General features: G+C 42.9%; 13 protein-coding genes. 9 read left to right on the top strand and 4 right to left on the bottom strand.

Annotated elements, in window-relative coordinates; all coding sequences use genetic code 11:
• The first annotated feature begins 23 nt into the window (after nt 1–23).
• The 7 genes from ABIO93_RS11055 (at nt 24) to ABIO93_RS11025 (ending at nt 6,008) form a co-directional block, all read left to right on the top strand.
• A complete protein-coding gene (locus tag ABIO93_RS11055) occupies nt 24–431 on the top strand; it encodes a response regulator (protein WP_348067489.1) in 408 nt (135 codons plus the stop codon).
• Nucleotides 432–447: 16 nt separating this feature from the next.
• Entirely contained in the window at nt 448–2,451 is a 2,004-nt protein-coding gene (locus tag ABIO93_RS11050) for a response regulator (protein WP_348067487.1), read from the top strand.
• Between the two features lie 39 nt (nt 2,452–2,490).
• Nucleotides 2,491–3,426 carry an alpha/beta hydrolase gene (locus tag ABIO93_RS11045; protein ID WP_348067485.1) on the top strand — a complete coding sequence of 312 codons (936 nt, stop codon included), beginning with the start codon at nt 2,491–2,493 and terminating at the stop codon, nt 3,424–3,426.
• Nucleotides 3,427–3,682: 256 nt separating this feature from the next.
• Nucleotides 3,683–4,696 (top strand): hypothetical protein, encoded by a 1,014-nt coding sequence (locus tag ABIO93_RS11040; RefSeq protein WP_348067483.1) that lies wholly within the window; start codon nt 3,683–3,685, stop codon nt 4,694–4,696.
• Complete coding sequence (locus tag ABIO93_RS11035) at nt 4,686–5,336, top strand: HIRAN domain-containing protein (RefSeq protein WP_348067482.1); 651 nt, start codon at nt 4,686–4,688, stop codon at nt 5,334–5,336. The genes ABIO93_RS11040 and ABIO93_RS11035 overlap by 11 nt, the downstream gene beginning before the upstream one ends.
• Nucleotides 5,337–5,375: 39 nt before the next feature.
• The gene (locus ABIO93_RS11030) at nt 5,376–5,588 is read left to right on the top strand and encodes a hypothetical protein (RefSeq protein ID WP_348067480.1); all 213 of its coding nucleotides are present in this window, start codon (nt 5,376–5,378) and stop codon (nt 5,586–5,588) included.
• A 129-nt stretch (nt 5,589–5,717) separates the two neighbouring features.
• Nucleotides 5,718–6,008, top strand: a complete 291-nt coding sequence (locus ABIO93_RS11025) for a hypothetical protein (protein WP_348067478.1) — start codon at nt 5,718–5,720, stop codon at nt 6,006–6,008.
• 104 nt (nt 6,009–6,112) lie between these two features.
• On the opposite strand, the gene pdeM is transcribed toward ABIO93_RS11025, so the two are convergent.
• The gene (gene pdeM / locus ABIO93_RS11020; RefSeq protein WP_348067476.1) at nt 6,113–6,754 is read right to left on the bottom strand and encodes a ligase-associated DNA damage response endonuclease PdeM; all 642 of its coding nucleotides are present in this window, start codon (nt 6,752–6,754) and stop codon (nt 6,113–6,115) included.
• Nucleotides 6,744–9,206 (bottom strand): ligase-associated DNA damage response DEXH box helicase, encoded by a 2,463-nt coding sequence (locus ABIO93_RS11015; protein ID WP_348067474.1) that lies wholly within the window; start codon nt 9,204–9,206, stop codon nt 6,744–6,746. Before ABIO93_RS11015 ends, pdeM begins: the two co-directional genes overlap by 11 nt.
• Nucleotides 9,207–9,383: 177 nt before the next feature.
• Between ABIO93_RS11015 and ABIO93_RS11010 the strand changes: the two genes are divergently transcribed.
• A complete protein-coding gene (locus ABIO93_RS11010; protein ID WP_348067472.1) occupies nt 9,384–10,415 on the top strand; it encodes an acyltransferase in 1,032 nt (343 codons plus the stop codon).
• 11 nt (nt 10,416–10,426) lie between these two features.
• Here the strand turns inward: ABIO93_RS11010 and ABIO93_RS11005 are convergent, their stop codons facing one another.
• On the bottom strand, nt 10,427–12,025 hold the full coding sequence (locus ABIO93_RS11005; RefSeq protein ID WP_348067470.1) for an ATP-dependent DNA ligase: 1,599 nt from the start codon (nt 12,023–12,025) through the stop codon (nt 10,427–10,429).
• On the bottom strand, nt 12,022–13,134 hold the full coding sequence (locus ABIO93_RS11000) for a ligase-associated DNA damage response exonuclease (RefSeq protein WP_348067468.1): 1,113 nt from the start codon (nt 13,132–13,134) through the stop codon (nt 12,022–12,024). The genes ABIO93_RS11005 and ABIO93_RS11000 overlap by 4 nt, the downstream gene beginning before the upstream one ends.
• A 134-nt stretch (nt 13,135–13,268) precedes the next feature.
• Between ABIO93_RS11000 and ABIO93_RS10995 the strand changes: the two genes are divergently transcribed.
• Nucleotides 13,269–13,664 (top strand): DUF5618 family protein, encoded by a 396-nt coding sequence (locus ABIO93_RS10995; RefSeq protein ID WP_348067466.1) that lies wholly within the window; start codon nt 13,269–13,271, stop codon nt 13,662–13,664.
• The last annotated feature ends 33 nt before the right edge of the window (nt 13,665–13,697 follow it).

Raw genomic sequence — 13,697 nt, 5'->3', positions numbered from 1 at the left:
TGTCTTTTTCAAACCCGGTTCCCATGACCATACTCCTGGTAGAAGATGATGAAGTAGATGTAATGAACGTAAAACGTGCATTCAAGAAAAATAACATCTCCAATAAGCTCATTGTCGCCCAAAACGGCATTGAAGCACTGGCAGTACTCCGGGCAAATACGCCCGAAAATCCGCGTCCCAAAATCGTGCTGCTCGACCTCAATATGCCTAAAATGGGCGGTATCGAATTTCTGAAAGAAATCCGGCAGGACCCCGAACTCAGCTCACTCTCGGTATTTGTAATGACTACTTCTAACGAGGATAGCGACAAAATTGAAGCGTTCAATTTGAATGTAGCGGGTTATATATTGAAACCATTGTCGATGGACAGGTTCATCTCTGCTGTTTCTACATTGAATAGCTACTGGACCCTTTGCGAATTTCCTGAATAATTTAAAAACAAAATGCATGACTCCACTTAACATTCTGCTTGTTGAAGATGATGATATTGATGCGATGGAATTTTGCAGTGCAATCAATAAATCGGGGGTAGAAGTTAGGGAAATAAAAGTTTGTAAATCTGCGGAGGATGCATTAAAAACCCTCGAAGACTGGACTCCCGACTGTATTTTCCTTGACTATCAGTTGCCCAGAACCAATGGGTTGGAACTGCTGAAAAGGATCAAAAAGATAGCCACGCAGTTGCCGGTCATTATACTGACGCCGCAAGGTGACGAGCGGATTGCGGTAGACATGATGAAAGCAGGAGCGCTGGACTATTTTCCTAAGTCCGGGATAACGCCTGAGAAGCTTGCCAAGGCCTTTCACACCATGTTTCAGATGCTCGAAGTGGAGAAGAGAAGAGACGCCGCTCAGCACGAACTCGCTGAAAAAGAAGAATTTATCAATAAAGTAGCCTTACTCTCCCCCAACATCATTTATGTGATTGATATTGAAAAATGGACTAATATTTTTCATAATAAACAAATCAGGAAGATATTAGGCTACACAGAAGACGATCTTATTGTAGATGCCAACAATGGTTTTTCCAAGATTATTAATACTCAGGATCAGCTGATTTTCCACAAGCATTATCATTATATGCGGCGGTGGGTAAAGGATGGCGAAATTGTTGAAAAGGAATTTCGGTTGAAACACAAGAGCGGAGCGGAAATCTGGATCATTACCCGGGAAGTACCTTTCAAACGAAACGAAAAAGGGGCGGTTCAGGAAGTTTTGGGCACAGCAATTGACATTACCAGCCGGAAACAGGTGGAAAAAGAATTGATACAGGCCAAAAAGGACGCCGAAGAAGCTACCCGGATCAAGTCTGATTTTTTATCGACCATGAGCCACGAGATCCGGACCCCGATGAATGCGATCATAGGGTTTACGGATTTGCTGCTGACCAGCGATTTTTCGGAACAAGACCGACAGCATCTTAAAACCATCAAATATTCGGCTGATAATCTAATGGTGATCCTGAATGATATTCTTGATTTTTCCAAGATTGAGGCAGGTAAGTTTTTACTCGAAAAATTCGAATTTGATCTCCGGGAAAAGCTCAGCTACCTGCATAAAACCTTTGAGATGCAGGCAAAGGAAAAAGCGATTGACCTTAGTTTCCATTTTGAAGATGATGTTCCACAGATCATCATGGGTGATGCTTATCGCCTAAACCAGATACTGGTGAATCTGATCGGCAACTCCATCAAATTCACTGAGGATGGCGGCATTATCACGGTTTCAGTCCATTTGCAGGAGGATCATAGGGAAAATGTAGACCTGAGAATCGAGGTCTCTGACTCGGGAATCGGTATTTCAGAAGATAAGCTCAGCATGATTTTCGATAGTTTTGCTCAGGCACATCACAACGACGCTACCCATTATTTTGGCGGAACCGGCCTGGGTTTGACCATCACCCGGAAAATAACCGAACTAATGAAGGGCTCGATATCGGCCAAAAGCAAGCTTGGAGAAGGTACGACTTTCAGTGTCATATTGAATTTTGGAAAAGGAAGTACTTCGTATGAGGAAGAAAAAGTGAGCCACCCTGCCAGCTTATCATTGCGAGGCTACCGGATCCTGGCCGCAGAAGACATTCTCGCCAACCAGATTTTACTCAGGCACCTGCTGACCAAATGGGAGGCCAAATTCGTGATCTGCAATAATGGCAAAGAGGTTCTTGGCGCGTTAGAAGGAGGCGAATTCGACCTGATTTTAATGGATATTCAAATGCCGGTAATGGATGGTATCACGGCGATGAAAAAGATCCAAACCTTTTTTCCACGACATGCGCACGTGCCGGTTATCGCATTTACGGCCGACACATTCGCAGAAGAAACGCCTGAAATTATCGCGTGTAATTTTAATGGTTTTGTCACAAAGCCATTTAAAGCCGAGGAATTAATTAAGGCCATTACCCGGCACCTTGTCATGGACAGCGGCTCACAGCCACTCACTATTAGCTGATTTAATCTTTCGTATGCACTTGTACGTATGTCTTGTATTATGACTAGACATCAACAAATCAAAAGTGAGGCCAGGGTTACATTAATAGTCCTGACCATTATTCTGGGCGCTTTTTTGCTGACACTTTCCGGCTGTTCTTTCAAGAGGATTACGAGGTCAAAAGATATTGTGTACCAGCCAGCCGGGAAATCCATTCCCGAACAGCAACTCAGCATTTTCGCTCCAAAAAAGAAAAAGAAACCGCACGACGTGATCATCTTTGTTCATGGCGGCAACTGGAATTCAGGCAAGAAATCACAATACAATATCATTGGAAATCACTGGGCAAAGAAAGGTGTGGTTTATGTCATTATCGATTACCCGCTCAGCCCCTTAGCCAAATATGATGAAATGGCCGAGTCCACAGCCAGGTCTGTAAAATGGGTGAAGGAAAATATCGCACAATACGGAGGCAATCCAGAACGGATATTCCTGTCGGGACATTCAGCAGGTGGCCATCTGGCAGCATTGGTTTCCATTGACGATCAGTATTTCCAAAATCTCGGGATCGAAAATCCAGTCGCCGGAATAATCCTGATCGACGCAGCCGGACTGGATATGTATGGCTATCTTATGGACGAAAAATTTCCGCCGGGCAATACCTATCTCAATACGTTTACAAACAATCCCGGAACCTGGAAAAAAGCAACACCACTTTATCATTTGCATAAAAATATGCCGCCTATGATCATTTATCGTGGTGGCAGAAGTTATCCTTCGATCATGACAAGCAATGAAAAGTTCATTAAAGCTTTGCAACAATACGCTCCTGGAACTCCGTATCACATTCAGGAGAAGAAAAAACACATACCCATGATCACGCAATTTTTTAACCCGTGGAATGGGAGGTATGGGGAGATTGTGGAGTGGATGGGGGGAGTTGGTATAAAGAAACCGTTGCGCGAGGGTGTGCGGGATGCGGCGATTGGGAATTGAGTAGTTATTATATCAAAAGCCAGCTAACGGTAAAATCGACAAATTTTACCGCTAGCTGGCTTTTTAACTTCCCGACTTTGGTTTTTGTGGCGCACTGAATGGTGATTCATTTGGCAAGTAAAATGATATATTTGCAATTCACAGAGGATTTGCAAACCTGACTGCCGGAATAAGATCACTGCGGATGAATTAAGACAACCGTCAACATTTTAGGCCGCCACTTATTTGAGTAAATCCATCACACGCTCAGAAAATTTTGGCCAGATTTATTGATATTTCCGGTTGGACAAATAATGAATGGAGTTCTCCGTCAAAGGGATCTCGTCCTCAAAAAATATTCTCAAATCCAGAAACAGATGAAGAATACTTTTTCAAACAATCATCCGCTAAATATCCTGCGGAATTCTGGTCCGAAATCATTGCCAGTGAGATAGGGTTGCTGGCAGGATTTCCTTTACTAACATATGACGCCGCTTCCTATCATGGCACTTTAGGTTGCTTATCAAAGTCCATGGTTCCCAATACGCTACATCAATTATATCATGGTATAGATGTTTTGAGGGATTATTTGCCCGGTTTTCAAATGTCGAACAAGCCGGTTCATTCTTTCCAGCAAATCATGACACTTTGTGAGCAAACGGGGGAATTTAGACCTTTCAAGAAGAATTTCATTCAAATCATTCTGTTTGATGCACTAATAGGAAATACTGACAGACATACAGAGAATTGGGCATTTATCATCGAGTTGCACTTTATACCTCAGAAACCAACAGATTTTAAATTAATTCCTAAAAGAAGCTGGCGCAATTATATTCCTTTCCTTAAATCAAAAATAACCTATGATTTAGAAGGACGACTAGACTTGAAAGTTAAACGCACGGCGAGTTTCTCTCCGATTTACGATTCCGGGTCTTGTCTAGGAAGAGAACTTACAGATCAACGAATGCATGAACTGTTGACAAACAAAAGGCAGTTGTCTTCATATCTCGACCGGAGTAAACACGAAATTTGTTGGAATGATAAGAAGATCAATTCTTTTGAGTTGGTTTGCAATGTCGCCAAGGCTGAACCTGAAATATTTCAAGAGGTCAGTGATTTGTTTTTCGGGAACATTACAGCTAAAAAAATGATTAAGACGATTGATGACATTGACAGTGAAGTTGTTGGAAAGGTCGGAGAAACCTACCTAAGTTTGCCTCGTAAATCATTGATAAAAGCTTTGCTTGTTGCGCGGTTTGAGCGTTTAAAAGAATATTTAAGTGTTAGCTAGAAAAATTTTTATTGCCTGGAAAGAGGCGGAGGGTTCACGAAGATTTATCATTGCGAAGATCAAACGCAATAAATCGGAAGGGATAACCTTTGAGTATTGTGATGATGGATTTGAAAGCGCCAAAAAACGGGGGCTTGAATTTTTCTTTGGATTTAAGAATGCCCCGGAATTATCCCCTGATCAGGTAGAGCAATTACTCGTACAAAGAGTAATATCAAAGGAAAGACCCGACAGAAAAGAGCTTTTATCGTTTTGGGAGGCAGCCGAGATAGCCGATACTTTTGACATACTAGCTCTTACCCAAGGCAAATCGCCAACTGATAACTTTGAATTTCTTGCCGTTTATTATCCCAAACGAGGTCTTCATTTCGTCACTGATTTAGCGGGTATTTCTCATTTGAATTTACCCAGAGGCTGTGTCCAAAAAGATGATATTCTAACTTTTAAGAGAGAGCCTGAAAATAAACATGACAAACATGCGATCGCGCTTTTTAAAGGGAACATAAAAGTTGGCTACATTAAACAGATTCATAATCAAGTGTTTATCAATGAAGATACTCCTTCCCCTGAGCTAAAAGTAAAAGGAGTTGATCAGAATGGTCGTATCAAACAAATATTTGTTTCGGTGCATTTTAAATAATTTGTTGTTTTTTTCAACAAAACAATTACTTTTATCATCATGATTACTTTTTCTTCGATTGACGAGGCATTCAAATGGTTTCTGGAAAATATTTACAAAAATCTTCCCGCAGATCAGAAGAAAGGTAGACTAACTTATGCTTGGCGAGACTATACGCACGGTGGTAGTATAACTGAAAAAAGAATGAGACAAATACTTGAAGAATATGGAGATATAGAAATCAAAACGGTAGTCAGCTACCGTCCGAAATAATATTTTTTTATCTAAATTTTGTCGTAAAAAAACAACAAAATCACGGTCAGAAAAAGCCCGGAGCTACGTCTGACACATGAACATCCGGGCTAAGCTTAATCAAACATTAACCAAACTTCTAACTATATTATGAACACACTACCCAATTCCAAAACACAGTCAGCAATCGGCGCATTTGATTTTTCTAACGGCAGCGAACACGCATTAAAGCAGCAGTTTGAAATCATTCGTGCGTTTTTCCTGACCGACCATGCGAGCGAAGTAATCACGTCGTTGAATGCAATGGTTGAGTACTTTTTATTTTCCGAAAACTTAGCGAATGTAACACCTGCCATGCGCGAAGACATTGTAAGCCAGCTACTTGTCGTGACTTTTATTGCTAAGTTGGAGAAGAATTATAATGATATGAAAGGTATGTGACTTAATTTAAATACCTTATAATCAACCAATTGAAAAAACCGGAAAAATATGGAATCAGATTCCATATTTTTCCGGTTTTAATATAACTAATTGAATGTCAACTCCTAACAAACAGAAAAAACCTTTGTTTCCGTCGTAATGTAAATCTTCCTGTTCTTAGCTAGCTCCATTTGAAAACCTCCTGTAAATACCCCAAAACTTGGAACAATGGCTTGGTGATTATCGATGACAAAGCAGGGAAGCCGCACACTTTGGCGCCCCTTCCCGTGAGTTGTAAAAACAGGATGTACGTGGCCGGCGAAGATGAATTTATCTAAAATCGCTTCGACTTTCGGGTGGTGAGTGAAGACGAAATTACCTTCTTCGAAATCATTAAGATACACTTCCATATCAGCTTCCAGAAAAAGACTTACCGGCAAAATATCGTGGTTCCCAATCACGATCAGCATTTCAATGTAATGATGCTCCGTGCGCCAGTTTTTAAAAAGCTCCCATTCCGCATTGTATTGGGCATGAAATAAGTCACCGAGAAAGATAATGCGGGTTGCGCCGGTATTTTGGACTAGCTCGTTCAGTCTTTTGAAATTGTTTTCAATTGCATTGGCTGGTACCGCGATGCCTTCCTTTCTGAAATGGGTGATTTTGCCTAAATGAAGGTCTCCAATCAATAATGTCTGTGTTTCTTGCCAAAAAATGGCCCTTTGTGTAAGTAGTAAAAAATGGTTTTCTCTGATTTCAATCTGCATCACTGTACTGTTTGATCATTTTCTGGATACGGTCATCCAGCTTTTCCGACGTTAATTGCTCCCGCAACCTGTCCACCATAATAGGGAATGAGAAAGGCGTGGGTTTACTGGTTTGTTTAACAATAATTTTCTGATTTGCGATCCTGTCCAGCGCCTGCCGCATACGCACTTCCTCTAATTGATACGTCAAAACCTCCTGATATGCCTGCTTGACGAGCAGATTATTGTCTTCATACTTGCTCACTACATTAAAAAGCAGCGAACTGGAAGCCTGCAACTGTCTCGTTTTCATATTCTTTCCCGGATAGCCTTGAAACATTAACCCCGAAATCGCTGCAATTTCCCTGAATTTCCTTTTCGCCATTTCCGTCGCATTTACACTTTGATATATATCATCCACCAAATGTTTGGTCGAAAAGAGATCTACCTCTTTCATAATCTTTTCAAAATCAACATATTGATCACTCAGCAACTCAAATCCGTAATCATTCATTGCCACTGAGAATGTAATGGGCGTCAGCTTACTGATGCGGTACGCTAAAATGATCGACATTCCTTCATGTACCAAACGTCCTTCAAACGGGAAAATAAAAACATGGTAACCTTCCCGCGTTTCGCATTGCTCGATGAGAAGCTCGTCCGTTTTCGGGATCATCGAACGGTCTCTTTGCAATTCTAATAATGGCTGCATTTTGGCCAATTCTAATTCCTTATGCGGGTTTTCAATCGCATCAGCTAATCGCTCTCGGATAAATGCGGATAGTTGGGAAGAAAGTGGCATCCGCCCGCCAGCCCAACGCACTAAAAATCCTTTTTTACCTTCGGCTTTTTTAACGGTAACGGTCATTTCGTGCAGCCTCACGAACTCGACAGTCATTCCCGCAAATGTGAATACGTCCCCGGTTTTCATCCAGGTGACGAACGATTCTTCAACAGTTCCAAGATATTTTCCGGATTGTAATTTAACCTTAATGCCGGTTTCCGAAACGATCGTTCCCATGCTCAGCCTGTGACGCAAGGCAACACGCCGACTGGTAACCTTATACAACCCGTCAATTCGTTCCACTTTTTTGTATTCGTCATAAACCAACAGCGATGAACTTCCGGTGGTAATGTATCCTAAAAGCCACTCCCATTCCTGCCGATTTAGATATTGATAACCATAGGCATCACAAACTTCCTCAAACAACTGCGCTTCATCAAAACCCTCCCCCACGGCCAAAGTCATCATCCATTGCGCCAATACATCAAATGCATGCGCGACCGGCGGACGATCTTCCAAAATGTTTTTCTTTACTCCTTCCCGTAGCGAAACGGCTTCAATCAGCTCCAAAGCATTAGTAGGACAGAAATAAATTTTACTATCCACACCAGGCCGGTGCCCGCTACGTCCCGCACGCTGTATAAACCGGGCTATGCTTTTCGGGCTACCTACCTGTATAACTGTATCGACTGGCCGGAAATCCACACCCAAATCCAGACTTGCCGTACAGATCACCAATTTTAATCTTTCATCGTGCAAAGCCTCCTCCACCCAATCCCGAATTTCCCGATCGAGCGAGGCGTGGTGTAATGCCATAATACCGGCGAATTCAGGATACTTATCAATGATCGTTCGGTACCATATCTCCGTTCCTGAGCGGGTATTGGTAAAAAGCAAAGTCGTTTTGCTCTGATTCACAACCTCCACAACCTGGTCCACCAGTCTAGTGCCCATATAACCCGACCAGGGCAATGTCTGAACTCTCTCGGGAATAATGCTTTCGACTAATATCTTTTTATCAGTATTTGCTTTGATCACTACGGATTTTGCAACCGGAAATTTCATGCCCAGCAAAACATGTTTCGCCTCATCCAAATTTCCAATGGTCGCCGAAATACCCCAGGTTTGCAAATCGGGTATCATGCTTCTTAACCTTGCCAATGCAAGCTCCGTCTGCGTTCCGCGCTTGCTTCCCATCAGTTCATGCCATTCATCAACGACAACCGTATGCAGGTTTTTGAAGATTTCAGAACTGTTTTTTTGCGCAAAAAGAATGTGGAGACTTTCGGGCGTAATGATCAGCGCATCCGGCATCTGCTTTTTCTGGTCGTTTTTGTCTTTGGTATTAGTGTCGCCAGTCCGGATTCCAACCCGCCAGGTAAGGTTCATCTCCAACGCAGCAGTTTCCATATTACGGAATAAGTCTTTGGAAAGTGCTCGCAAAGGTGTGATCCAGAGTACCTGTAATCCCCGCTTTGCTTTAAGCTCTTTGTTGGCTTTTTCATTTATATGGCGGATCAGAATGGGAACCCAGAGCGAGTAAGTCTTCCCGCTTCCCGTCGGCGCATTCACCAGGCCGCTTTTCCCATCCAGATAAGCCTCCGCCGCTTCTTTTTGAAATGTCGCCCATTTCCATTTTTTGGATTTAAACCATTGTTCAGCGAGGGTATGTCCTGGGGATTTGGCCAAAGGATTTGAAATTGAAGTTAAATTGATCGAAATACTCAAATACCATACCATTTGCAGAAATTCTGCATTGTCCAATTGAAACCAAAATAACTACTTTTGTTCAAATTCTGAGGGTAGCCATCACATCGTCACAGGATTTATAAATAAACACACTAACGCCAATTCAATCGGACCATTATGCTAAATAGTATCCAAATTCTTCGTGCCATTGCTGCCCTGCTCGTTGTTTTCGCACATTTTGAATTTGTAAAACCAGCCGTTGGCAGCTTTGGGGTAGATATATTCTTCATTATCAGCGGCTTTATTATGGCTTACATCATTGATAAAAACCCTGACGCATTTTTATACCGCCGCCTTGTCCGAATTGTGCCCATTTATTGGTTCATGACATTGCTGACAGTCGTATTATTTATATTTAAACCTACCTGGTTTCGAAATGTCATCATAAATTCTGACGCTATCATAAAATCATTGCTATTTATTCCTTACCGGATGAAAGGCAGCGGCCCTATACTTTCATTGGGATGGACATTGAATTATGAGATGTTTTTTTATGTGGTCATTGCTATTTGCACTGGCTTTTTAGGAGGCAAAAAAGGCATGACCATTTGCCTGTTATTCCTGTCTCTGTTTGTATTGGCTTTCAATATCTATCCACCCACCAATTATGTTCTGTCTTTTTACAGTGGAAGCATTGTTTTGGAATTTGTGATCGGAAGCCTGCTATTTTACTATTGGACACAGCAGAAAGTTGCCCCATCCTCATCTGTTCAAAGTTTAGGAATCGTTCTGGGAGTCCTTTCGTTTGGGTTTTTAATTATCGCCGATCATCTTTACGACCCCCGCGTTTATCGTTTTTTAGTTTTTGGAATTCCCGCATTTTTTGTGACCAACATGTTCCTGGTTTTGGAACGGAGGGTTAATCCGAAAAATAAGCTCCACGCGCTTGCAATCCTGCTCGGCGATGCCAGCTATGCGATGTACCTGGTTCATCCATTTGTCATATATGCCTTTATTCGGCTGGTTTTTAAGCGTTTTAAGGTCGAGGGTATTGCTTTTGAACTGACAGAACTCATTGTCACATTGATCATTGTCTGCCTTGTCAGCATTGCTATTCACAGATGGTTCGAAAAGCCGGTTATGAAGAAATTGAAGCGGTTGTTAGACAAAATATTTGACTCCAAAAAATACGCAACCTCTTTAAAGTAGGTGATAAGAACTTATTTATACATTTCCAAAATATCTTTCAACCCTTCCAGAGTATCAGCCTCCTCTGCTTTCTTATCCCTCCTCCACCGCAATATCCTAGGAAACCGCACTGCGATTCCTGATTTATGTCTTGAAGATTCGTTAATGCCTTCAAAACCAATTTCAAAAACCAGTTCTGGCTTCACGGTTCTAACCGGGCCGAATTTTTCAAGGATATTTCGTTTAATAAAATAATCCACCTGCCCGATTTCAACATCTGTCAGGCCGGAATAGGCTTTGGCAAATGGTACCAGCTTACCATCCTCTCCCCAAACTGCGAAAGTATAATCGGTAAAAAGCTCTGCTCGACGCCCGGAGCCTTTTTGGGCATATATCAGTACGGCATCCACGCTCAGCGGATTGATTTTCCACTTCCACCAATCTCCCTTTTTACGACCAACCTGATAGATACTGCTTTTCCTTTTGATCATAAAACCTTCCGCAATATTCTGCCTGGAAAGTCCGTGCAACTCACTCAGTACCGGCCATTCCCTGAAATCGATAAGCGGAGATAAGTTGAACACAAACTGTTTTGGGACATTCTGATGGACCAACTCCAATTCTGCCCGACGCTGCTCCTGTGTCAAACCTCTGATATCAACACCATTGGCTTCCAAAATGTCATAAGCAAGAAATGCCACTGGTGCTTCTTCCAATACTTTTTTTGAAAGATTTTTTCGACCAATGCGGGTTTGCAACACATTGAAAGGCATGGGTTTATCATCCATATAACTGACGATTTCACCATCCAAAACAGTACCATTCGGCAAAACCTCACTCAAGAAATGCAGTTCCGGAAACTTCTCGGTCGATAATTCCTCCCCACGCGTCCAGATGAACAGTTCATTGTTCCTATAAATGATCTGCGACCGAATGCCGTCCCATTTCCACTCTGCAAACCAGTCATTTGCCTCCCCCAAATCCGATACGTCACCTTCAATGGGGTAAGCCAGAAAGAAAGGATATGGTCTGGAAGCATTATCGTTTTCCCCCTTATCCAGAATGAGTTTTTCAAAAGTCGTATCCCGCGGGTCCCATTGCCCCATTACCCGGTGAGCAATGATATTGGAATCCGTCTCGGTCGCCTCGGCCAATGCTCTTACGACCAGAGTTTGTGACACGCCGATACGGAAACTGCCCATTAAAAGTTTGTTGAATACAAAAGTCTCATGCTGTGAAAGTTGCATCCAGGCCTGCACAATGTGATCATGCTTTTCCTCGTCCGTCATTGCCGGTAAAAGTCCGAGATAGTGAAACCATTCGGTCAGTGATTTATCAGAAGCCAAAGTTTGATTTCTCGGCAAAAGCAGCGAAATCGTTTCGCCCAGATCCCCTACACTCTGATAACTTTCCTGAAACAGCCACATTGGAATCGCGGCTTCCTGCGCCGCCCATTCTTTTACCATCGTCCGGTTTACTTTGAAGGAGGGTCTTCTGCCGGTAAAAAGCGTCAGCGCCCAAAGTTTATCCTCGTCCGAGGCGGTAAGGAAATAGTTTTTCATCAACTCCACCTTTGCGTTGGTTTTGTTGGTACGGTCCAGGTTCATGAAAAGTTCTGCGAATTGTTTCATGCGCCGGTTTCCGTTTGATCATTGATAACTTCGGTATCATTCAGCGCATCTTTGTGCTGCTGATAAGCATCCTGCGCCACAGTGGCATCCTGGACCGTTTCCTCCTCTTCGTTTTCATCCTCATTCCCATACATGGTGGTCACTTCTCCCGCCTCAATGCCGTTTTCGTTCAACCATCTTGAAAAAATACTGGTATACCCGTGGGTGACGTAAACTTTCTCAGCCCCGGTCTCTCTCACCGCCGTGTTCAGATCCGGCCAGTCGACATGATCGCTCAGCACAAATCCCTGATCTACCGCCCGACGGTTTTTCGCCCCACGCAATGCCATCCAGCCCGAGCAGTAGCCTAAGGAGTAGGGATTAAATTTCTTGATCCAGGTACTGCTATCCACGGAGGGTGGCGCCAGTACTAGCGAGCCTTTGAATAGTTTTCGATCTGTTTCTTTGGTTACCAAGGTCAGTTCAGGCAGGTCAAACCCTGCTTGTCTCAATCTTTCATTCAATGTATAAATTGCCCCGTGTGCGTAAATTGTTTTGTCCTGCAATTGAATATTCTTCAAAATTCGCTGCATTTTGCCCAGCGAGTAGCCCATTAACACACTCGCTTTGCCTTCCGCTTTATTTTGAGCCCACCAGTTATCAATCTCCGTCATGATTTCGTGTTGGGGCTGCCATTTATAAATAGGTAACCCAAAAGTAGATTCGGTGATAAACACATGGCACCTCACCGGTTCAAATGGAGGCGCGAAATGATCATCTTCCAGCTTATAGTCGCCGCTGGCAACCCAAACCTCTCCTTTGTGTTCCACCCTAACCTGGGCTGAACCAATGATATGTCCCGCAGGGTGCATTGAAAAAGTAACACCATTGATCACAAATTTCTCGCCATACTCGACTGTTTGCAACGAAATGTCCTGGCCCAATCTCAGGCGTAAAATCGGCTCACTGTCTTTATGGGCAAGATAATGCTTGCTTCCCCAACGCGCATGGTCGCTGTGCGCATGTGTAATGATCGCGCGGTCCACGGGTATCCACGGATCTATGTGTGCGTCTGCAACGGTGCAGTATATACTTTTTCCTGTAAATTGTAAAAGCGGCTGTGTTGGCATAAGAGGAGGAAACATTAAAAGTGTGCCAATGTTATGTTTTGGGCAATGAATGGCTTCCGGAAATTTGTCTTAAATTTGAAATTACTTTATTAGCAAACCTCCGTCTCCATACAAACCAATTTTATCACACTACTATGTCAAAGAAAAGCATCGAAAATTTACTATCTCCCGCCGACGAAGCAGCACGATACCTCGAAAACGCCCGCCAGATTCTCACCGAAAAAGCAGGCAAAAAAGACGGTTTATACGCTGACATCAAATACGTTAAAATGGCCGCAGGAACTGCCTACTCCGCAGCGCTATTAATCTTGGACGAGTATTTGAAACAAAAAGAAGGCATTCACTTCACCAAGCCGAAAAGTATCGAGGATTACACGAACCGGCTTCGGAAACACGACAAAAAACTACTCAGGCTGCTGGTCAATGTTTATGACGAATTGCACATCGTGGGTTATTATCATGGAACCCAATCAGTTGAAATAATTCAGACCGGATTGGCGAATGTAACACAGATGCTCACTTACATTTAATCTCCGCGTTAATAGTTTGATCCCTTACCCAAC

Origin of the sequence: Dyadobacter sp., from assembly GCF_039919315.1 — a bacterium.
In the GTDB taxonomy this organism is placed as follows: Bacteria; Bacteroidota; Bacteroidia; order Cytophagales; family Spirosomataceae; genus Dyadobacter.
This window is presented reverse-complemented; position numbering and strand designations above follow the sequence as displayed.